We start from the raw sequence: 21,394 nt of genomic DNA, 5'->3' as shown, positions 1-21,394 counted from the left end.
TTCTGTTTACCAGATTGGCAGGCTGTAGCTGACGATCAGGCGGTTTTCATCGGCGTCACGGGAGAAATCGGAACGGAACATCGCGTTGCGCCAGCGCAGCGCGACGTTCTTCAGCGGACCGTTCTGCACCACGTACTTGAACTCGAAGTCGCGCTCCCACTCGCTGCCATTGCTGCCGCCGCTGTACTCGGCGTTGTCGCCGGTGATGTAGCGGGTCAGGAAGGTCAGCCCGGGGATGCCCATGGCGGCGAAGTTGTAGTCGTAGCGGGCCTGCCAGGAGCGCTCGTCGGCGTTGGCGAAGTCGTTGATCTGCACGAAGTTGACCAGGAACGGGTCGCCGCCGTCGATGTAGGCGTAGCCGGTGTCGCCGCGCATCTGCTGGTAGCCGACGCTGACCTTGTGGCCGCCCAGGCTGTAGCCGAGCATGCCGTTCCAGGCCTGGTTGTCGATCTTGCCGGCGTTGGCCGCACCGCTGTCGTCGCTGAGCATCACGCGCAGGTCGGCACTCAGCGAGGAGTCCTCGCTCAGCGGCTGGACCGCCAGCAGGCCGAAGAAGTGCTGGCGATACACATCGTCCAGTTCACCGTAGTAGTAGCGTCCGGTGAGGTTCTCATCGAAGGCGTATTCGGCGCCGGCGAAGGTCAGGTGATCGGCCTGGGCGGCGCTGGCGAAGCGGCTGTTCTTGTTGTTCAGCTGCAGGTCCTGGGAATTGGTCGAGGCGCGGTCGATCACCTTGTCCAGGCGCCCGCCGGTCAGGGTCAGACCGTCGATATCGGTCGAGGTCACGCTGGCACCTTCGAACACCTGCGGCAGCGTGCGGCTGTCGCTGGCCTTGACCACCGGCATCTCCGGGATGTGCGAGCCGTAGCGCAGTTCGCTGTCGCCGATCTTCGCCTTGGCGGTCAGGCCCAGGCGGCTGAACTCGTCCGGGGTGCCGCCATCGTCCTGTACCGGCAGCAGGTCGGTACCGGCGCGGCCGCCGCCGGAGTCCAGCTTGACGCCGAGCATGCCCAGCGCATCGAGGCCGAGGCCGACGGTGCCTTCGGTGAAGCCGGACTGGATATCGAGAATGAAGCCCTGGCTCCACTCCTCGCGCTTGGACTGGTTGGTGCCTTCGCGAAAGTCGCGGTTGAGGTAGATGTTGTGGGTTTGCAGTGTCGCGCTGCTGTCTTCGATGAACGCGGCCTGGGCAAGGGGCGCCAGGCTGGCGGCGGCTACGGCCAGGGCGAGACGGGCAGGTGCGGGTGAACGTCTGACGGCAGTCAGCATCGAGCGTATCTCCACTATTGTTTTTGTTGTGCCGGCGCATGCGCCGTGCGGGGTGGATCGAGCCACCTGACAGCGATCCTAGGCGGTCAAGCTTTCGCCAGCCTTTCAACGCTGAAAGCCAGCAGCGGCGTAGGTGTTCTGCCGCTACACTGGCGCTCCGTCGCAGTGGCAGAGGACAGGCAATGCGAATTCTTCTGGTCGAGGACCACCCCCAGCTGGCCGAAAGCGTGGCGCAGGCAATGCGCGCCGCCGGCTGGACCGTGGACCTGCTGCACGATGGCGTCGCCGCCGACCTGGCGCTGGCCAGCGAGGACTATGCGCTGGCGATCCTCGACGTCGGCCTGCCACGGCTGGACGGTTTCCAGGTACTGGCGCGCCTGCGCCAGCGCGGCAAGACGCTGCCGGTGCTGATGCTCACCGCTCGCGGCGAGGTCAGCGATCGCGTGCACGGGCTCAATCTGGGTGCCGACGACTACCTGGCCAAGCCGTTCGAACTGTCCGAGCTGGAAGCGCGGGTCAAGGCGCTGCTGCGGCGCAGTGTCGGTGGCGGTGAACGCCAGCAGCGCTGCGGCGCACTGGTCTACGACCTGGATGCGCGGCGCTTTTCCCTGGCCGACGAGCCGCTGACACTGACCTCCCGCGAGCAGAGCGTGCTGGAAGCGCTGATCGCCCGCCCCGGTCGGGTGATGAGCAAGGACCAGCTGGCCGCCCAGGTATTCGGCCTGGACGAGGACGCCAGCGCCGATGCCATCGAGATCTACATCCACCGCCTGCGCAAGAAGCTGGAAGGCCAGCCGGTGCGCATCGTCACCTTCCGCGGCCTGGGCTACCTGCTCGAGGCCCTCGATGGCTGAACCGGAGGTGGCCGGCAGCCTGCGTGCCCGGCTGTTGTGCCGGCTGGCGATCCTGTTGGCGCTGCTGTTGCTGTTCAGCGGCTGGAGTGCCTACTGGAACGGTCGCGCCGCCGCCGACATCGCCTACGATCGCACGCTGCTCGCCTCGGCCCGGGCGATCGCCGACGGCCTGGTGACCCGCGAGGGTGTGCTGCGCGCGAACGTGCCCTACGTGGCGCTGGACACCTTCGCCTACGACAGTGCCGGGCGCATCTACTACCAGGTGCTGGATACCGAGGGGCGCCTGGTCAGCGGCTACGAGCATCTGCCGGCACCCGGTGCCAGGATTCCGCGTACCGATGACTATCCGGCACTGGCGCGCTTCTACGACGGCGAGTTCCAGGGCCAGGGCGTACGCCTGGTCAGCCTGCTGCAGCCGGTCAGCGAGCCTGAGCTCAATGGCATCGCCGAGATTCGCGTGGCCGAGACCCTCGGTGCCCGCGAACGCATGGCGCGCAGCCTGCTGACCGACACCCTGTGGCGGGTCGGCCTGCTGGCAATGGCCGCGCTGGCGCTGGTGTGGCTGGCGGTCAGCGCCGCGCTACGCCCGCTGGGCCGGCTCAGCGAGGCCGTGCAGGAACGTGCTCCGGACGATCTGCGGCCGCTGCCGCTGGTCAGCGTGCAGCGCGAGCTGAAACCGCTGGTGGCTGCGCTCAACCAGTTCACCGAACGCCTGCGTGGGCAGTTCGAGCGCCAGGCGCGCTTCATCGCCGATGCCTCTCACGAGCTGCGCACGCCGCTGGCGGCGCTCAAGGCACGGATCGAACTGGGCCTGCGCGAGGCGGAGCCGGCGGCCTGGCGCAGCACCCTGGAGGACGCCGCGCAAAGCACCGACAAGGTGATCCATCTGGCCAACCAGCTGCTCTCTCTGGCGCGCATCGAAAGTGGTGCCCAGTCCATCGCCGAAGGTGGTGCGCAGCGCCTGGACCTGTCGCAGCTCGCTCGTGAGCTGGGCCTGGCGATGGCGGCGCTGGCGCACAAGCGCGGCGTCGCCCTGGCGCTGGAGGCCGAGGCGCCGGTGTGGATCGACGGCGAGCCCACGCTGATCAGCGAGCTGCTGAACAACCTGCTGGACAATGCGCTGGCGCACACCCTGAGCGGTGGCAACGTGGTGCTGCGGGTGCTCGATGGTGCCGTGCTGGAAGTGGAGGACGACGGCCCCGGCATCCCCGCCGCCGAGCATGAACGGGTCTTCGCGCGTTTCTACCGGCGTGATACGGGCGGCCATGGTGCCGGCCTCGGGTTGGCCATCGTCGGCGAGATCGTCCGCGCCCATCGCGCCGAGATCAGCCTGGATCAGGGCCGGCTCGGTGGCCTGCTGGTGCGGGTGCGCTTCATGCCGGCCGAGGACTGAAACTGTCCGGGCGGGTAGCAGGTCGGTCAGGCGCGAGCACCACCCGATTGCGGCCCTGATGCTTGGCTTGATAAAGCGCTGCATCCGCGGCGGCCAGCAACTCGTCGGCCGAGACGAAGGGCGGTTTCAGTGTCGCCACACCGAGGCTGATGGTCAGGGGCACCGGGTGCTCGCCCGACTTGATCTGCAGTCGCTGGATATCGCAGCGGACCCGCTCGGCCAGCTCGGCGGCCTGCTCGGGGCCGCTGCCCGGCAGCAGCATGAGGAACTCCTCGCCGCCATAGCGCGCCGCGACATCGCCGGCGCGCTGACAGTGTGCTGCGAGTACTGTCGCCACCTGGCGCAGGCATTCGTCGCCGAAAGGGTGGCCATAGGTGTCGTTGACCCGCTTGAAGTGGTCGATATCGGACAGCACGACCGACAGCGGGCTGCCGCTGCGCATGGCGCGGCGGATCTCCTCGTCGAGCAGGCGGTCGAGGTGCCGGCGGTTAGCCAATTGGGTCAGGCCATCGGTGGTACTCAGGCGAGTCAATTCGACATTGGCCGCCTCGAGGCCCTGACGGACCTCCTCCAGCGCCCGGGTACGCTCGTAGACCCGGGTCTCCAGTGCTTCGTTGGCGCGCAATTGCAGATCCAGCGCCTCCTGCTTGGCCTGCAGATACAGCGCGCGTTCTTCGGCGAGCGACTCCGAGGTCTGCAACGCCAGATTTTGCGCGGCAATGCGCTGGTTGCGCTCGAGATTGATGCGCTCGGCCAGGGCCATGGACAGCAGCACGAACTCGGCGAACATGCCGATCAGTTGACCGTTCAGTGTCCAGGCGTTCATCGGCAACCTGCCGTCCAGGGCCAGCAGGTTCACCACCGTGAAGACCAGCAGGGCGGTCCAGGCGATGCTGAACAGCCGGGCGGAGCTGTTGCCGCGTGCCCAGAGGCTGAGCGTGATCGCCAGGGTCAGTACGCAGTGCAGCAGTGCGACGGTGTCCATGAACAGGTAGCCGGACAGCGCTGGTGCCAGCAGGATGGTGAGCACGGCGGCGCCCCAATAGAGCGTCAGCATGATGGAAACCGTCCAGGCCCAGCCGTCGTCGTGACGCAGGCCGAGGAAGCGCAGCGCGAAAAGCATGGGCGTGAAGAAGCACAGTGCGGCGGAGAGTCCGTAGAAGCGCGCCGACAGCTCGGGGATTTCCGGCCAGAGGTACAGCTGGCCGAAGCCGGTGATGGTCAGCACGTAGAAGACCGCACTCAGTAGGTAGAGCACGTAGAGGCAATAGCTACGATCGCGGGTGAAGATCAGCAGGCTGCAGTTGTACAGCACGATCACCAGCATGCCGCCGAAGAACAGGCTGACCAGCGTGACATCGCGAATCTTGATCTCGATGAACTGCTTCTCATCGATCAGCTCCAGCGGCAAGGCGAGGGTTTCTCTGGCTTGCACGTGCAGGTAGACCACGGCGCGCTCGAAGGGCGGGAGCTCCAGCGGATAGACGAAGTGATGGTCCGCCAGCGGCCGGCTGCTCACGGCCAGCGCATCACCGGCGAGCATGGGCGCGCCCCAGCGATCGGTATCCGGATAATGCAGGCGGACCGCCACGCGGTCGAGCACCGGCCATTTCAACAGCAGATACCAGCGCTTGGCCTCGGCGCCACTGTTGCGCAGGGTGAAGCGCAGCCAGGCGCCGTCGCGCTGCTTGCCCAGATTGGGCTTGCTCAGTGGTCGCCAGGTCCAGGCCGCAGTGGCGGCTTCACCGAAGCTCGCCGTAGGCATGCCGAACACATATTGCACTGGGCCGAGCTGCAGCGTCGGCGTGCCGCGCATCTGCAGCGCCGATGACGGATCGGCCGCCATCGCACCGGCCGCCCAAGACGTTAGCGCCAGGCAGACCAACAGCAGCAGGGGGCGGATCATGGTGGCTTGCCTCTGAGATGCCGCGACAACCGACAGTCGAGCTGCCAGTCAACCGGCGCCACTCAACCCGCGCCGATTGCCATACATGATGCCATCCTGCTATCAGACTGTCCTGCGCAGCTGACGGAATGTCGCAGTCAAGCGCGGCGACGTGACCAGAACTGCTGCACCAGTTCGAGCATGCCGTCGGCCAGATGGGCGACGCCAGAGGCGCTACGCTGGCTGTGCAGACCGGTCGTGACATGCTCGTCCGAGCTGCCGCGGATGCTGACGATGGTCTGGCTGATCTCCTCGCCGACCGAACTCTGCTGATCGACGGCAGCGGCAATCTGGTTGCTCATCTCGCTGATCTCGTTGACCCGGCTGTTGATGCCGCACAGCGAGTGCTCGGCCTGGCCGGCATGGCTGACGCTGTGCTGCGCCTGGTCGCGGCTGCGCTGCATGACGTCGACGGCCTGCCGCGTGCCGTCCTGCAGTGCGCCGATCATGGCCTGGATGTCGGCCGTCGCCATGGAGGTACGCGACGCCAACTGGCGTACTTCGTCGGCCACCACTGCGAAGCCGCGACCCTGGTCGCCGGCACGCGCCGCTTCGATGGCGGCGTTGAGGGCCAGCAGGTTGGTCTGTTCGGCGATGCCGTGGATGACTTCTAGCACCCGGCTGATTTCCTGGCTGTGGTTGTCGAGCTGCTGAATGACCTCGGCGGCCTGCTGGATGTCGTTGGCCAGGCGGGTGATGCTGTTGCCCGTGAGGCCGACGATTTCCCGCCCGCTGGCTGCTTCGCTGTCGGCGCGCGCGGCCACTTCGGCGGTGCGCTGGGCGTTGAGGGCCACCTCCTGCACGCTGGCTGCCATCTGCTGTATCGCCGTGGCGATCAGATCGGTCTCCCGTTGCTGGCGCGACGCGCTCTGGGTGCTGCCGTGCACCGCGCCGAGCAGGTCGCGGGCATGGCTGCTCAGCTGACGGCTGCAGTCGGCGATGCGCCCGACCATGGCACCGGCTTCGGTTTCCAGCATCTTCATGGCGAAGGCGATTTCGCCGATCTCGTCCCGGCGCCCCGTATAGACCAGTTGGCTGGCGGGGTTATGCCCGACCCGCCGTGCCTGCCGCGCCAGCTGCCGCAGCGGCGCGAGCGCCAGTGCGGCCAGGCCGGCGGCAGCCGCGCCACCCAGTACGACGGCAGTCGCGGCTGCCGCCAGCGGGGCCCCGCCCAGCAGAGCGCCGAGCGCGCTGCCTGCCGCACTGCCGAGGCCGGCGAGCAATGCCACTCGAGCGCTCATGCCGAGCAGCGGCGGGCGTAGCGCAGTCGCCGCTCGGCCCTCGCGCATGCGGGCGTAGAGCGTCTCGGCCATCCGGATCTGCTCGGGCTGCGGCCGGGTTCTAACGGACTGGTATTCCACCACTTTGCCGTCACGGCTGACCGGCGTGACGAAGGCGCTGACCCAGTAGTGGTCGCCGTTCTTGCAGCGGTTCTTCACCAGGCCCATCCAGGAACGGTTGGCCTTCAGTGTCTGCCAGAGATCGGCGAAGGCGGCTTCGGGCATGTCCGGATGGCGCACCATATTGTGTGGCTCGCCGAGCAACTCTTGCTCGCTGAAGCCGGAGATCGCCACGAAGTCCGGATTGGCATAGGTGATGGTGCCGTTCAGGTCGGTAGTCGACAGGATGTTTGACGTGTCGCCGACGATGACTTCACGGCCGCTGACGGGCAGGTTGACGCGCATAAACAGATCTTCCTAGGGAAATGGGTCTGAATACGCAAGGCTGTATGGCGCTGCTTCTGCTGGCGACGCTCTGATCGGATGCGGCCGGGCATCCTTTGTACGGGGGACGGGTTACGAATCAGCGATCGATCCTCGCTCTCCGGTCATCGTCGATTTCTGCAACCACATGCCCGTGTGCCGATTCTCCGGGTCCAGGCCCGTCTCGGCTGAAGCAAAGCAAAAAAGGCGCCATCCCTGCGGATAGTGACGGCGGGCGCCCAGCTATCAGGCCCGGTTGTCCTGAGCGGTCAAGATGCTTCGCAACATGCGCGGATGATGGCATTTTGACTTCAGGTTGGCAACGTAACAAATCTTGCGATCGTGTTGCGTTCGATACGTGTCTTCAGCGCCCACGTTGGCGGGTGATCCGATAAGCGACGAATGTCGCCTATTGTACAGATAGCGACGTATGTACAGATAGCGTACATGACTGGGCGCGACCCTTTTCTGTCGTTCAGGTCACGGTAGTGTCATCTGCCCGTCATGGCCGCTCGGGATATTCCGGGCTGTTGCCCGCGCCTGTGCCTGCTAGACTCAAGTTCCGCGCAGACTTACAAGGGATGCCGGGAATCCGAAAACAACCAAAAAGGAGAGCATCCATGAAAGGCAAATCCTTGGCATGGATCTTTACCGCTGCACTGGCGGGAACCGGCCTGAGCGGTGTTGCGCAGGCGCAAGAGAAGTTCGTCACCATCGGTACTGGCGGCCAGACCGGCGTCTACTACGTCGCAGGACAATCGATCTGCCGTTTCGTCAATCGCAATGCGGAAAACCTCAAGTGCAACGCCCCGGCCAGCGGCGGCGGCGTGGCCAACGTCAACGGATTGCGCAGCGGCGAATTCAACTTCGGCATCATGCAGTCGGACCATCAGTACAAGGCGATGGAAGGCGTGGCGCCGTTCGAGAAGGAAGGCAAGATGGACGACATCCGTGCCGTCTTCTCGCTGCAGAGCGAGGTCTTCACCGTGCTGGCGCGTCGTGACGCCAACATCAAGAGCCTCGACGATCTGAAGGGCAAGCGCGTCAACATCGGTAACCCCGGTTCCGGCCAGCGCGACACCCTCGAAGAAATCATGAAGGAAAAGGGCTGGGACAAGTCGGCCTTTTCCCTCGCCGCCGAACTGAAGCCGGCCGAACAGGCCAGTGCGCTGGGCGACAACAACATCGATGCCATGACCTACTTCGTCGGTCATCCGAATGGCGCCATCCAGGAAGCCACCACCACCGTCGATGCGGTTCTGGTGCCGATCACCGGCCCGGAGATCGACAAGCTGCTGGCTGCCAAGAGCTACTACACCAAGGCCGAGATCCCCGGCGGCCTGTACAAGGGCAACGACCAGCCGACGCAGTCCATCGGCGGCAAGGCCGTGCTGTCCACCACCGCCAAGGTCGATGCCGAAGTGGTCTACCAGCTGGTCAAGTCGGTGTTCGAGAACATCGAGCGCTTCCAGCGTCTGCACCCGGCATTCAAGGATCTCAAGCCGGAAGAGATGATCAAGGTCGGCCTGAGCGCGCCGCTGCATGAAGGTGCCGAGCGCTACTACAAGGAACGCGGCTGGCTGTAAGGCTCGCCAGGGCTGCGTCGCGATGCGGCCCTGATCGTCGATGCCTTGGTCGAAAACCCGTGCGCCCTGTGGCCACGGGTTTTCGCGGTTCCGTTACCTGAAAAACAGGCCTCACTTCATGCAAGACAAACAACTGTCCACCGAGGAACTGATCGCCCAGGATGTCGGTGCGCGCCTTCCCGCGGGGCCGATGGCTGCGGTGATCGCCGGGCTCGCGCTGCTCTGGTCGCTGTTCCAGCTGTGGATCGCTTCGCCGCTGCCCTTCGTGCTCGGCTTCGGCGTACTGAACGACACCGAGACCCGTTCGATCCACCTGGCCTTCGCACTGCTGCTGGCGTTCCTGGCCTACCCGGCCTTCAAGACGTCGCCCAGAGACCGCGTGCCACTGTTCGATATCGCCCTGGGGCTCGTCGCTGCCTCTGCCGCGGCCTATCTGTTCATCGCTTATGAACAACTGGCGCAGCGTCCGGGCAATCTGACCACCCTGGACCTGATCACCGCCTGCATCGGCATTCCGCTGCTGCTGGAGGCCACCCGCCGCGCCCTTGGCCCTCCGTTGGCGATCATCGCCCTGGTATTTCTCGCCTACAGCGTCGCCGGCCCCTGGATGCCGGGACTGTTGGCTCACCGTGGTGTGAGTTTCACCGCCCTGGCCAACCACCAGTGGATCACCACCGAAGGCGTGTTCGGTATCGCGCTGGGTGTTTCCACCAGCTTCGTCTTCCTTTTCGTGTTGTTCGGCGCCTTGCTCGAAAGAGCCGGGGCCGGGCATTACTTCATCCAGCTGGCCTTCAGCATGCTCGGTCATTTCCGTGGCGGCCCGGCCAAGGCCGCAGTGGTCGCCTCCGGCATGACCGGGCTGATTTCCGGCTCGTCCATCGCCAACGTAGTGACCACCGGAACCTTCACCATCCCGATGATGAAGCGCACCGGGTTCTCGGCGGAAAAGGCCGGTGCGGTGGAGGTGGCGTCTTCGGTGAACGGGCAGATCATGCCGCCGGTGATGGGCGCCGCCGCGTTCCTGATGGTCGAGTACGTCGGCATACCCTACGTGGAAGTCATCAAGCATGCGTTTCTGCCGGCGCTGATTTCCTACATCGCGCTGGTCTACATCGTCCATCTGGAATCGCTCAAGCTGGGTCTGACCGCTTTGCCGCGGGCCAACGTGGCCAAGCCGTGGATGCAGCGCCTGATCGGCTTCGCCTTCGGTGCTGCGCTGATCTCCGGCCTGTCACTGGGCGTCTACTACGGCCTCGGCTGGCTCAAGCCGGCCCTGGGCGATTCTGCCCTGTGGGTCATCGGCGCGCTGCTGACCGTGGTCTATCTGGGCCTGTTGAAGATCGCCGCAAGCAATCCGCCGCTGCCCCATGAAGACCCCGACGCCCCGCTCGAGCAGTTGCCCGAGACGCGGCCGGTGCTGCTCTCCGGCCTGCATTTCCTGCTGCCGGTGGTGGTGCTGGTCTGGTGCCTGATGGTCGAGCGCCTGTCGCCCGGCCTTTCGGCATTCTGGGGTTCGGTGATGCTGGTGATCATCCTGCTCACCCAGCGCCCGCTGCTGTCGATGCTGCGCAAGGACGGTGCGCACGAGCACGGCACCTTCATGGATGGCGTCGTCGACCTGCGCGAAGGCATGATCGCCGGTGCGCGCAACATGATCGGCATCGGCATCGCGACTGCCGCAGCCGGCATCATCGTCGGCGCCGTTTCGCAGACCGGGGTCGGCCTGGTGCTGGCCGATCTGGTCGAGCTGCTGTCGATGGGCAACCTGCTGCTCATGCTGCTGCTCACCGCCTTCCTCAGTCTGATCCTCGGCATGGGCCTGCCGACCACTGCCAACTACATCGTCGTGTCCAGCCTGCTGGCACCGGTGATCGTCGCGCTGGGCCAGCAGAACGGCCTGATCGTGCCGCTGATCGCGGTGCACCTGTTCGTCTTCTACTTCGGCATCATGGCCGATGTGACGCCGCCGGTGGGCCTGGCCTCGTTCGCTGCCGCGGCGGTGTCCAAGGGCGATCCGATCAAGACCGGCATCACGGCCTTCTACTACAGCCTGCGCACGGCGGCCCTGCCGTTCCTGTTCATCTTCAACACCGACCTGCTGCTGATCGACGTCGACTTCTGGCACGGCGTGCTGATCTTCTTCGTGGCGACCATCGCCATGCTGATTTTCGCCGCCGGGACCCAGGGCTATTTCCTGGTCCGCAGCCGCTGGTACGAGAACCTGCTGCTGTTGCTGGTGGCCTTCACGCTGTTCCGTCCGGGCTTCTGGATGGACATCCTCCACGATCCCTATCGGGACATCGCGCCGACCGAACTGGTGCAGGCGCTGGAGCGGGTGGAGGAGGACAGTCAGCTGCGCTTGCGCGTGCTCGGCGAGGACGATGTCGGCGATCCGCGCGAGTTCGTCGTGCTGCTGGCCATCCCCGACGGCGAAAGCGGCGCGGAGAAGCTCGAGAAGATCGGCCTGCTGACCTACGAACAGGACGGCAAGGTTCTGGTCGACAGCGTGACCTTCGGCAGCCCTGCCGCCGAAGCGGGTCTGGAATTCGACCAGCAGATACTGCGCGTGCGCGCGCCGACCGATCGCTGGCCGAAGGAGCTCATGTGGGTTCCGGGATTCCTGCTGTTCGGCCTGATCGTCTGGCTGCAGCGGCGGCGTAGAACGTCGTAAGCCGCGTCAGGCATCGGTGCCTGCAAGCCCCGGTCACGCGCGAGCGCGGCCGGGGCTTTTTCATTTGAAGCGAACAGGATCGGGCGGGCGGCGGAGCGACCTTGAGCGCCGCCATGGCGCAATCTATCTACGCCGGCCTGCCTGGCAGCGGATGGTCCGCGGCGATCAGGTTGCGTGTCGACTCGGCGGATGCGCGCGTGCGCTGTGGCAGAGAGCCCTCCAGCGCCGGGTAGGCGGCGCTGCAGAACAGCGAATTGAGGCGTTTCATGTCGGCGATCAGCTCCAGATGCGCGGCGCTGGTCTCGATGCTCTCGACCACCTGCCGATGCAGGCGATGCACGTGCGAATGGGCCAGCTCGCGCTCCAGTTTGCGGAACTGGCGCTTGTGCTGCAGCAGCTGTCGGGCACTGTGGGAATCGCCGGAAATGAATACCGACAGCCCCAGCCGCAGGTTGGCGCTGAGCTGAGCATGCAACTGGCCGAGTTCTTCCAGGCCGCTGTCGGAGAACGACCGGCGCTTGGATGTCTTGAGGTTCTGCACCTTGCTGACCATGTGTTCGATGATGTCACCGGCCTGTTCGAGGTTGATCGCCAGCTCGATGATCTCCGCCCAGCGGCGGCCTTCCTGTTCGGCCAGGTCCTCGCGCGGCATGCGCGCCAGGTAGAGCTTGACGCCGCTGTAGAGGGCATCGACGTCATCGTCCAGGCGGTGGATCTCGTCGCCGGACTCGGGTCGTTCTTCGCGCAGCACCTCCAGCAGCCGTGCCAGCATCAGCTCCACCATGTCGCCGATGCGCAGGGTTTCGCGAACCGCGTTGGCCAGCGCCAGGCTGGGCATGTCCAGCGCAGCAGGGTCGAGATGGCGTGGCTGTGCGACGCCATTGTCCAGCGCGCGTTCCGGCAGCAGGCGTTCGCACAGCCGCGCCATGGGCCTCACGGTGGGTAGCAGGATCAGGCAGCGCAGGCAGTTGTAGGCCAGATGAAAGCCGATCACCTGGGTCTGTGCACTGTAGCCCAGGCTGTCCATCCAGCTCACCAGCAGGCCGAAGAAGGGCAGCACGACCAGGCCGGCGAGCTTGTAGAGCAGGTTGCCCAGCGCCACTCGCCGCGCCGAGGCGGGCTGCGTGCCGGCATTCAGCCAGGCGAGCAGACCGCTGCCGATGTTGGCGCCGATTACCAGGCCGAGCGCCACCGGCAGGCTGATCAGGCCGGCACCGGCCAGCGTCGAGGTCAGCAGCACGGCGGCCAGGCTGGAGTACGACAGCACCGCGAACAGTGCGCCCACCAGGACGGCCAGCAGCGTGTCGCCGGCCAGCGAGGAGAACAGCACCTGCATGCCGCGCGCCTCGGTGATCGGCTCGCCCGCATGGACGATCAACTGCAGGGCGAGAATGATCAGTCCCAGGCCGATCAGCACCCGGCCCAGCTGTCCGACGCGAGTCTGCTTGCGCGACAGGAACAGGCACACGCCGCCCAGCGTCAGCAATGGCGACAGCCAGGACAGATCGAGAGTCAGCACGCGGGCCATCAACGCGGTGCCGACATCCGCGCCGAGCATGATCGCCAGGGCGGTGGGCAGGGCCATCAGGCCCTGGGCGACGAAGGAGGTGGCCAGCAGTGCGGTGGCGTTACTGCTCTGCACCAAGGCAGTGACGCCAATCCCGGCACCGAAGGCCAGTGGTGCATTGCCCATGCTCTGGCCCAGCAGCCGCCGCAGATGCGAGCCATACACCCGCATGATCCCGGTACGCACGATATGCGTACCCCAGACCAGCAGAGCGATGGACGACAACAGGTGAAGCAGGGTCAGCATCGTTCGGGCTCCTTGCCCCGGCGAGCGGCAACGACGAAAGCCTGCGTCACAAGGACGCAAAGCTGAACCGGGGATATCCGATTGACCCTGGCCCGCCGGCCACGTTCACCAAAACGTCACAAAGCCCTGCCGCCTGCCGCTCAGGGGCGCGTGTAGTAGCCCACGCCCAGCAGCACGTCATCGACCCGCTGGATCAGCGAATGCTTCTGCTCGACGGCATTGGTCGCCGGATTGCGCCAGACGTAGTCGACGGTGCCGGAGCCCTGTTTGCGCGCCAGCTCGATCATCTCCTGGAACAGTGGATTGCCCGCGGCGTCGGTCACGTTGCGCACGTCGACGCCCACCAGGTTCGGCGAACTGCCGCTGGCGCGGTAGCGCCCGTCGTCGAGGCCGATGGCGAAGACGTATTCGTCGTTGAAAACGAAATCGCCACGTGGATCGTTGAAGCTGCGGAAGGCCGCCGCCGCGCCCTTGTCCTTGACCTGCCGTACCGCGCGATCGAGCAGCGCCCGGGCGCTTTCGGCCGTGGCGCGCGGGATGTAGTAGCCGACGCAGAGCACGTGGTCGCCGACCTTGCGGAACAGGCTGACCTTGTCTTCCACCTTGTTGTCGGCCGGGTTCAGCCAGCGGTACTCGACCTCGCCGTTGGCCTGGCTGGCCGACTTGTCGAGGATCTCGCGCATGAACGGTTTGCCGGCGGCGTCCTTCAGGTCGCCTACGTTCAGCCCCACCAGGCTGGCCGACGGGCCGCTGCTGGCCTGCATGCTGCCGTCCTCTCCGAGCACGAAAATGTAGTACTGGCCGCGAACGAACTCGCCGTTGCGGTCATTGAAGGCGGCCAATGCCTGCTCCGGCCCCTTGGCCTGGAAGGTCAGCACGGCCTGGTCCAGCAGCGTGCGGGCCTGGCTGGCATGGCTGCGCTCCACCGAGCCGAGCGTCCGTTCGCGGCTCGGCTCCTCGGCGTGCAGCGCCAGCGGTGCGGCGCCCAGGGTGGCGCACAGGGATACGACGAGCAGCTTCTTGCGATTCCGGTTCATGAACGACTCCTTGACCTGATAGCGGGCGGCGGGGCGGTCGCCCCTCGATCCCATGCTAGGCAGCAGCGATGGAATTGATATTGGTCGAGAGGAGCAAAAGGGCAGGGCGAAAGGAGGAGAAATGGCCGCGCCAGCGCGACACAGCCTGTCGCACGCCGGGTCCAGACTGCCAGCGTGGCTCGCTCCTGCAACGGGCGGCCTGTAACCTAGCTACTTCTGCTCAAGCGGTGCGCCCATGCTCAGCCTCTATCACGCCCCAGACCTCGAAACCCTCGGCGAACTGGCCACCACGCTGCTTGCCCAGCCGCTTGCCGATCCCTTCGCGCCGGCGCTGGTGGTGGTGCCGAGCCAGGGCATGGGTCGTTGGCTGACGCTGGAGCTGGCGCGCAAGCAGGGTATCGCCATGCAGCTGGAGATCCAGCTGCCGGCCAGGTTCGTCTGGGACCTGAGTCGCACGGTGCTCGGCAGCCTGCCGGAGCAGTCGGCGTTCTCCCCCGATACCCTGACCTGGCGGCTGTACGGCTGGCTGTGCGAACCGAGCAACCTCGAACTGGCGCCGCGCCTGGCGCAGTACCTGGACGGCGGCGATGAGCGCCGGCGCCTGTCCCTGGCGGCGAAGATCGCCGATACCTTCGACCAATACCTGCTTTACCGCGACGACTGGCTGGCGGCCTGGGAGCGCGGCGAGGCGCTCGACCTCGGTCCGGACGAGCCCTGGCAGATGCTGCTCTGGGGTGAACTGACCAAGGACGGCCACCCGCACCGCGCCCGGCTGCTCGGCGACCTGCTGCAGCGGCTGTATCGCGACGAGCCGCTCAGCGGGCTGCCCGAGCGGCTGCTGGTGTTCGGCATCAGCAGCCTGCCGCCGCATCACCTGCGGGTGCTCGACGGTCTGGCGCGGCACATCGACGTGGTGGTCTGCGCGCTCAACCCGAGCCGCGAGGCATGGGGCGAGATTCGCGATATTCGCGAACTGGCGCGACAGTCCGCCAGCGTCGCCACCGCGAACGCAGCGCCTGAGGCGTCCGGGCCGGATGAGTGGTATCTCGACGTCGGCCATCCGCTGCTGGCCAGCCTCGGCAAGCAGGGCCGCGATTTCTTCGATGCGCTGTTCGGCCTCGGCGGCCAGGAGATCGGCTTGTATTCCGAGGACCAGGACCTGCGCGACGACAGCCTGCTGCATGCCCTGCAGCATGACATCCTGCGTCTGCGCACGCGACTGCCGGACGAGCGCATGGCATTGGCCGAGGATGACCGCTCGCTGGAAGTGCACATCGCCCATTCGCCGCTGCGCGAGGTGGAGATCCTTCACGACCAACTGCTGGCGCGCTTTGCCGCCGACCCGGCGCTGAGCCCCGATCAGGTGGTGGTGCTCACGCCCGACATCGAGCGCTATGCACCCTTCATCGAGGCGGTGTTCGCCGTTCGTGAAGGGGTCCCGCGGATTCCCTACAGCCTGGCCGACCGCAGTCTGCGCGCCGAAGTGCCGCTGATCGAGGCCTTCCTGCAATTGCTGTTGCTGGCGCAGAGCCGCTTCGCCGCCGAGGAAGTCCTCGCCTGGCTGGAGCAGCCGGCCATCGCCCGGCGTGCCGGTATCGAAGCCGAGGACCTGCCGTTGCTGCGCGACTGGCTGCGCGATGCCGGGGTGCGCTGGGGCCGTGACGGCACTCAGCGCGCCGCCCTCGGCCTGCCCGACGAGTCCGCCTTCACCTGGCGCCAGGGGCTGGATCGCCTGCTGCTGGGCTTTGCCGCACCGCCACAGCTGGCTGGAGCGGCGGCACCGCTGCTCGGCGAACACTGGCCGCTGGATGCCCTGGAAGGCGCCCGTGCGCAGTTGCTCGGACGGCTGGTGGCCTTCGTCGAGCAGTTGGGTTCGCTCGCCGACCAGCTCGCCCGGCCGCGGCCGCTGGCGCAATGGGCCGATGACCTGCAGGGCCTGATCGACAGCCTGTTCGACGAGCGCGAAGCCGGCGACACCCTGCTGCTGTTGTCCCAGGCCTGCGCATCGCTGCGCGAGCAGGCGCAGGCGGCTGACCTCGCGCGCCCCATCGAGCTGGAACTGGTGCACCAGCAGTTCAGTGCCTCGTTGCAGCAGGGCGGCGGCGCCTCGGGTTTTCTCACCGGCGCGGTGACCTTCTGCACCATGGTGCCGATGCGCAGCCTGCCGTTTCGCCTGGTCTGCCTGCTCGGCCTCGACGATGGCGCCTTCCCGCGGCGCAACCCGCCGGCCGGCTTCGATCTGATCGCCCGTCATCCGCGTCGCGGCGACCGCGCACGGCGACTGGACGACCGCTACCTGCTGCTGGAGACGCTGCTCTCGGCGCGCGAGGCGCTGTACCTGTCCTACGTCGGCCGCGACCCGCGCGACAACGCCGAACTGCCGCCCTCGGTGCTGCTCAGCGAAGTGCTGGAAGCCGTGGACCTGACGGCCGTGCCGTCGACCGAGGGCGGCAAGGCCAGCCAGCTGATCGTCGTCGCCCATCCATTGCAGCCCTTCGCCGCCGGCAACTTCGCCGGGCCGCCCTGCGCGGGCTTTTCCGCGCCCTGGTTCCGCGCGGCGCGGCGTCTGGCCGCCGCGCCGGAACAGGCACCGGCGCCGTTCGCCAGCCTGCTGGCCGAGCCCGACGAGGCCTGGCTGACCCTCGAACCATCGCAGCTGTTGCAATGCTTCCGCCATCCGCCGCGCTTCCTCCTCGAGCAGCGTCTGGGTCTGCGCCTGGCCGAAGCCGAGCAGGCGCTGGCCAGCGACGAGCCGTTCGAACTGGAAATGCCGGCCTGGAACGGCCTGCGGCGTTTGTCGCTGCAGGCGCTGGAGCATGGCTGGAGCGATGAGGACGAGCGGCGCATGGCCTGCGCGGCCGGTTGGCTGCCGCCCGGCGAGCTGGGCCAGGCGCTGTGGGGCAAGCTGCGCGGACCGGTGCGCGCCTTCGCCCCGCGGCTGTTCGAGCTGCGCCCCGAGGCGGTCCCGGAGCCGCTGCCGATCGACATCAGCCTGGCGGGGGTACGCATTCACGGCTGGCTGGATGGCGTCACACCGAGCGGGCTGTTCGGCTGGAAGCTTGGCCGTCTCGGCGAATGGGACCTGGCGCCGTTCTGGCTGCGCCACCTGCTGCTGAACCTGTCGGCCACGGCGGGCATCGAGCGCAACAGCCTGATGCTCTCGCCTGCCGGTGACTGGCAGTTGGGACCGCTGGCGAACGCGGCGCAACTGCTGGAACCCTGGCTTGCTGCCTATCGCAGTGCCATCCGCGAGCCGCTGCCGCTGTTGCCGCGCAGCAGCCATGCCTTCGCCAGGGGTTACCGCAACCCCAGCCGCGGCAGCGAGCCGCTCGCCAGCGCGCGCAAGCGTGCCCGCGAGGCCTGGCTGGGCGCGGAATTCAGCCCCATCGCCGCGGAGTGCGAAGACCCCTGGAATGCCCTGGCCTTCCGCGACCGCGACCCACTGGATGAGCGTTTCGAGGCGCTCGCCGAACAGCTGATCGGCCCGGCCCTGGATGCCCTGGCCCCGGACGAGGAGCAAGACGCATGAGCCTGGACCTGCTCGATTCGGCCTTCGACGGCCGCTCGCTGATCGAGGCCAGCGCCGGCACCGGCAAGACCTGGACGCTGACTGCGCTGTACGCCCGCCTGCTGCTGGAGCGGCAACTGTCGGTGGGGCAGATCCTGGTGGTCACCTACACCACCGCGGCCACCGCCGAGCTGCGCGAGCGTATCCGCGCGCGCCTGGCCGAACTGCTGGCGGTGTACGAAGGCACTCCCAGCGCGGACGATTTCCTCAATCGGCTGCATGCGCGCTACCCGGACGACGCCTCGCGGCGGCGCCTGCTGCTGGCCGTGCACGGCTTCGACGAGGCCGCGGTGTTCACCATCCACGGCTTCTGCCAGCGCGCCCTGCAGGACGCCGCGTTCGAGGCCGGCGGCGATTTCGACAGCGAACTGACCGCCGATGACCGGGAGATCATCGATGCACTGCTGGCCGATGCCTGGCGCAGTGAACTGGCCGTCGCCGACCCGGCCTGGGCGCGTTTCCTCGCCAAGCAGAAGATTACGCCGGTGTGGCTGCGCCAGCGCCTGCGCAGCCATCTGGGCAAGCCCTATCTGCGGGTCGAGCCGAGCGGGCTGTCGGCACCGGTCGATCTGTCCGCCGTCGAGCCCGCCTGGCAGCGCGCCGCCGCGCTCTGGCGGCAGTCCGGCAGTGCCTGGGTCGAGGAGCTCGGTGTTCATCGCGGGCTTAGCCAGAGCACCCACAAGGCGGTGAAATTTGCCCTCTGGCAAAGCGAGCTGGAAGCCTATTTCGCCGATCCTGCGGCGATCTACGACGCTCCAGATGGCCTGCTCAAGTTCGGTGCGCGGGCCTTGGGCAAGGCCTGCAAGAAAGGTTTCGATGCGCCATCCTGCGAGCTGGCGCATGCGCTCGATGAGCTGGCCGACGCCCTCGCCATGGCACTACCAGCCGGCCGGCAGCGCCTGATCGCGCTGCAGGTGGCATTGCTGGAGCGGCTCAACCGCGAGCTGCCCGAGCGTAAGGCGGCACAGCGGTTGCTGGCCTTCGACGATCTGCTCAACCGCCTCGATCAGGCCTTGCGCGGGCCGGTGGGCGAGGGCTTGGCCGCCTCGCTGCGCGCTACCTATCCGCTGGCGCTGATCGACGAGTTCCAGGACACCGACCCGATCCAGTACGCCATCTTCGAGCGAATCTACGCCAGCGGCAGCGGGGCTTCGCTGTGCTTCGTCGGCGATCCCAAGCAGGCGATCTATGCCTTCCGCGGCGCCGATCTGGCGACCTACATGAAGGCCAAGCAGCAGGTTGATCGTCCGCCCTACAACCTGCCGGTCAACCACCGTTCGACGCCAGGCCTGATCGACGCGCTCAACCGCCTGTTCGACCGCCCGCGGCCCTTCTCCGAAGCCGGTCTGGACTACCCGCGGGTCGAGGCCGCCGACCGCCCGCGTGCGCGGCTGCAACTCGCCGAGGCGGACGAGCCGGCGCCGCTGTCGCTGGTCTGGCTCGGCGACGATCCGCTGGGCAAGGCCGAGGCTGCCGAGCTGGCGGCCAGCGATAGCGCCCGGCGTATCGCGCTGCAGCTGGCGGCCGCCGCCGAAGGGCGCGCCGGCTTCGAGCAGGACGGCACCTTCATCCCGCTCAAGGGCGGCGATATCGCCGTGCTGGTGGCCAACCACCGCCAGGCAGCGATGGTCGCCGAGCAACTGGCCGCCCGTGGCGTGCCCAGCGTGCGCCGCGGGCGCGACAGCGTCTGGCGCAGCGAGGAAGCCGGAGAACTGGCGGCGGTGCTTGCCGCCTATGCCGAGCCGGGGCGCGAGGGGCTGTTGCGCTACGCCCTGGCCACGCGCCTGCTGGGTCGCAGCGCCGCCGAGCTGGCGCGTTGCCAGGACAACCAGCAGCAGTGGGACGCCGAACGTGAAGCCGCCGAGCGCTACCATCAGCTCTGGCAGCAACAGGGCTTCATGCGTGTGTTTCGAGCGTGGCTCGACGAGCAGGCGGTGGCCGAACGGCTGCTGGCGCGGATCGACGGCGAGCGCCGGCTGACCAATCTGCTGCACCTGGGCGAACTGCTGCAGGCCGAAAGCCTGCTGCGTCCGGGGTTGGAACCGCTGCTGGCCTGGTTCAATGCCCAGCGTGGCAGCGAAGGCGCCGGCGAGGAGGCGTTGCTGCGGCTGGAAAGCGATGCCGAGCGGGTGCAGATCGTCACCATCCATACCAGCAAGGGCCTGGAATACCCGCTGGTGTACTGCCCGTTCCTCTGGGACGGCAAGCTCTTGGGCAAGAATCGCGACAGCGCTCGCTGTCATGACGCCAACGGCCAGCCGCTGCTGGATCTGGGCAGTGCCGATCTCGACGACAACCTGGAGTGCTCGCGGCGGGAAATCTTCGCCGAGCAGCTGCGCCTGGCCTATGTCGCGCTGACCCGCGCCCGCGACCGGCTCTGGCTGCACTGGGGGCCGGTCAGCCTGTGCAAGCCGAAGAAGGACGGCAGCCTGGCGGATGAAGGGCTGCACAGCAGCGCCCTGGCCTGGCTGCTGCACGGTCGCGAACTGCCCGGAGAGGACGCATTGGGCGAGCTCGGGCGTCATCTGGCCGAACTGGATGGCGCGGGCCTGCGCGCAGCCGTCGAGCGGCTGGCAACCGCCAGTGGCGGGACCACGGCCTGCCTGCCACTGGAAACCCGCGAGGCGAGCACTGGTGGCAGCGCCCGCGCCAGCGCGCCGCAGCAGCTCGCGCAACTCGAGCGCAGCCTGCACAGTGCCTGGCGCATCGGCAGCTTCTCCGGGCTTGCGGCCGGCATGCACATGGAGGCGCCGGACCGCGACGCCCTGGCCATGCCGGATGCCGGCGAGCCGGGTAGTGGTTTCTTTGCTTTCCCGCGTGGTGCGCGGGCCGGTACCTGCCTGCACGCGATCCTCGAAGACTGGGCGCGCGGCAAGGCCGCGCTGGACGAACTGGTCGAGCCGGCCTTGCAAGCGCACGGGCTGCCGCTGGAGTGGACGGAGATCGCCACGGCGCAGCTGCAACAGGTACTGGCGACCGATCTGGATGGCGCCGGCCTGAGCCTGGCCAAGCTGAAAGCCGCACGGCGCCTGCCGGAGCTGGGCTTCACCTTCCCGGTACGCCAGCTCGACGTGGCGCGCCTGCGCACCCTGCTGAGCGATCCGGCCAGCGGCCTGGCCGTGCCGTTGCGCGAGGCGGCGGCGCGGCTCGAGTTCGATACGCTGCGCGGCTTTCTCAAGGGCTTCATCGACCTGACCTTCGAACACGATGGCCGCTGGTACATCGCCGACTACAAGTCCAACTGGCTCGGCCCGGATGCCGGCTATTACGGTGGCGAACGGCTGCTGCAGGCGCTGGCTGCCGAACACTACTACCTGCAGTACCTGATCTACCTGGTGGCGTTGCGCCGCTTCCTGCGCCAGCGGCTGGCGGATTTCCGCGACGAGCAGTTGGGCGGCGCGTTCTACCTGTTCCTGCGTGGCATGCCCGGGGCCGGCGTTTATTTCGCCCGTCCGGACGATGCGCTGCTCGATGCGTTGGATCGACTGTTCGAGGAGGGACGGTGATGCAGGCCCGTTCCGGTGCCATCGCTGGCGGGCTGAAGCCCACCCTACG

The 21,394-nt window shown here is 67.2% G+C and carries 11 protein-coding genes; 6 read left to right on the top strand and 5 right to left on the bottom strand.

Annotated features, from left to right (window positions below):
* Positions 1-6 precede the first annotated feature (6 nt).
* Positions 7-1,269, bottom strand: a complete 1,263-nt coding sequence (locus B597_RS31870) for an OprD family porin (protein WP_003293753.1) — start codon at positions 1,267-1,269, stop codon at positions 7-9.
* A gap of 182 nt (positions 1,270-1,451) precedes the next feature.
* Here B597_RS31870 and B597_RS31865 point away from each other — a divergent pair, with 182 nt between their 5' ends.
* Positions 1,452-2,123: a response regulator gene (locus tag B597_RS31865; protein WP_003293751.1), complete on the top strand. Its 672-nt coding sequence runs from the start codon at positions 1,452-1,454 to the stop codon at positions 2,121-2,123.
* Positions 2,116-3,516: a sensor histidine kinase gene (locus B597_RS31860; protein ID WP_003293749.1), complete on the top strand. Its 1,401-nt coding sequence runs from the start codon at positions 2,116-2,118 to the stop codon at positions 3,514-3,516. Before B597_RS31865 ends, B597_RS31860 begins: the two co-directional genes overlap by 8 nt.
* Here the strand turns inward: B597_RS31860 and B597_RS31855 are convergent.
* Positions 3,497-5,422 carry a sensor domain-containing diguanylate cyclase gene (locus B597_RS31855; protein WP_003293748.1) on the bottom strand — a complete coding sequence of 642 codons (1,926 nt, stop codon included), beginning with the start codon at positions 5,420-5,422 and terminating at the stop codon, positions 3,497-3,499. The genes B597_RS31860 and B597_RS31855 overlap by 20 nt on opposite strands.
* 137 nt (positions 5,423-5,559) lie before the next feature.
* On the bottom strand, positions 5,560-7,146 hold the full coding sequence (locus tag B597_RS31850; protein WP_024161866.1) for a methyl-accepting chemotaxis protein: 1,587 nt from the start codon (positions 7,144-7,146) through the stop codon (positions 5,560-5,562).
* A gap of 638 nt (positions 7,147-7,784) precedes the next feature.
* On the opposite strand from B597_RS31850, the gene B597_RS31845 reads away from it, so the two are divergent.
* Both B597_RS31845 and B597_RS31840 read left to right on the top strand, forming a co-directional pair.
* Complete coding sequence (locus tag B597_RS31845; protein WP_003295254.1) at positions 7,785-8,750, top strand: TAXI family TRAP transporter solute-binding subunit; 966 nt, start codon at positions 7,785-7,787, stop codon at positions 8,748-8,750.
* Between the two features lie 118 nt (positions 8,751-8,868).
* Entirely contained in the window at positions 8,869-11,421 is a 2,553-nt protein-coding gene (locus tag B597_RS31840) for a TRAP transporter permease (protein ID WP_003295255.1), read from the top strand.
* 127 nt (positions 11,422-11,548) lie between these two features.
* On the opposite strand, the gene B597_RS31835 is transcribed toward B597_RS31840, so the two are convergent.
* Positions 11,549-13,234 carry a Na/Pi cotransporter family protein gene (locus tag B597_RS31835; protein WP_003295256.1) on the bottom strand — a complete coding sequence of 562 codons (1,686 nt, stop codon included), beginning with the start codon at positions 13,232-13,234 and terminating at the stop codon, positions 11,549-11,551.
* A 140-nt stretch (positions 13,235-13,374) separates the two neighbouring features.
* Positions 13,375-14,271: a cache domain-containing protein gene (locus B597_RS31830; protein ID WP_003295258.1), complete on the bottom strand. Its 897-nt coding sequence runs from the start codon at positions 14,269-14,271 to the stop codon at positions 13,375-13,377.
* Between the two features lie 235 nt (positions 14,272-14,506).
* Here B597_RS31830 and recC point away from each other — a divergent pair, with 235 nt between their 5' ends.
* Positions 14,507-17,800 carry an exodeoxyribonuclease V subunit gamma gene (gene recC / locus B597_RS31825; RefSeq protein ID WP_003295259.1) on the top strand — a complete coding sequence of 1,098 codons (3,294 nt, stop codon included), beginning with the start codon at positions 14,507-14,509 and terminating at the stop codon, positions 17,798-17,800.
* Entirely contained in the window at positions 17,797-21,345 is a 3,549-nt protein-coding gene (recB, locus tag B597_RS31820) for an exodeoxyribonuclease V subunit beta (RefSeq protein WP_003295261.1), read from the top strand. Before recC ends, recB begins: the two co-directional genes overlap by 4 nt.
* Positions 21,346-21,394: the final 49 nt, after the last annotated feature.

The sequence above is a fragment of the Stutzerimonas stutzeri KOS6 genome (assembly GCF_000307775.2).
Classification (GTDB): Bacteria; Pseudomonadota; Gammaproteobacteria; order Pseudomonadales; family Pseudomonadaceae; genus Stutzerimonas; species Stutzerimonas stutzeri_B.
The sequence above is the reverse complement of the archived record's forward strand: the minus strand, read 5'-3'. Positions and strand labels throughout refer to the sequence as shown.

Bases quoted from the DNA above. Each gene is read 5' to 3' on its own strand.
- B597_RS31865 (WP_003293751.1), top strand. From the start codon at position 1,452: ATGCGAATTCTTCTGGTCGAGGACCACCCCCAGCTGGCCGAAAGCGTG.
- B597_RS31850 (WP_024161866.1), bottom strand. From the start codon at position 7,146: ATGCGCGTCAACCTGCCCGTCAGCGGCCGTGAAGTCATCGTCGGCGAC.
- B597_RS31855 (WP_003293748.1), bottom strand. From the start codon at position 5,422: ATGATCCGCCCCCTGCTGCTGTTGGTCTGCCTGGCGCTAACGTCTTGG.
- B597_RS31840 (WP_003295255.1), top strand. From the start codon at position 8,869: ATGCAAGACAAACAACTGTCCACCGAGGAACTGATCGCCCAGGATGTC.
- B597_RS31860 (WP_003293749.1), top strand. From the start codon at position 2,116: ATGGCTGAACCGGAGGTGGCCGGCAGCCTGCGTGCCCGGCTGTTGTGC.
- B597_RS31830 (WP_003295258.1), bottom strand. From the start codon at position 14,271: ATGAACCGGAATCGCAAGAAGCTGCTCGTCGTATCCCTGTGCGCCACC.
- B597_RS31870 (WP_003293753.1), bottom strand. From the start codon at position 1,269: ATGCTGACTGCCGTCAGACGTTCACCCGCACCTGCCCGTCTCGCCCTG.
- B597_RS31845 (WP_003295254.1), top strand. From the start codon at position 7,785: ATGAAAGGCAAATCCTTGGCATGGATCTTTACCGCTGCACTGGCGGGA.
- B597_RS31835 (WP_003295256.1), bottom strand. From the start codon at position 13,234: ATGCTGACCCTGCTTCACCTGTTGTCGTCCATCGCTCTGCTGGTCTGG.
- recC (WP_003295259.1), top strand. From the start codon at position 14,507: ATGCTCAGCCTCTATCACGCCCCAGACCTCGAAACCCTCGGCGAACTG.
- recB (WP_003295261.1), top strand. From the start codon at position 17,797: ATGAGCCTGGACCTGCTCGATTCGGCCTTCGACGGCCGCTCGCTGATC.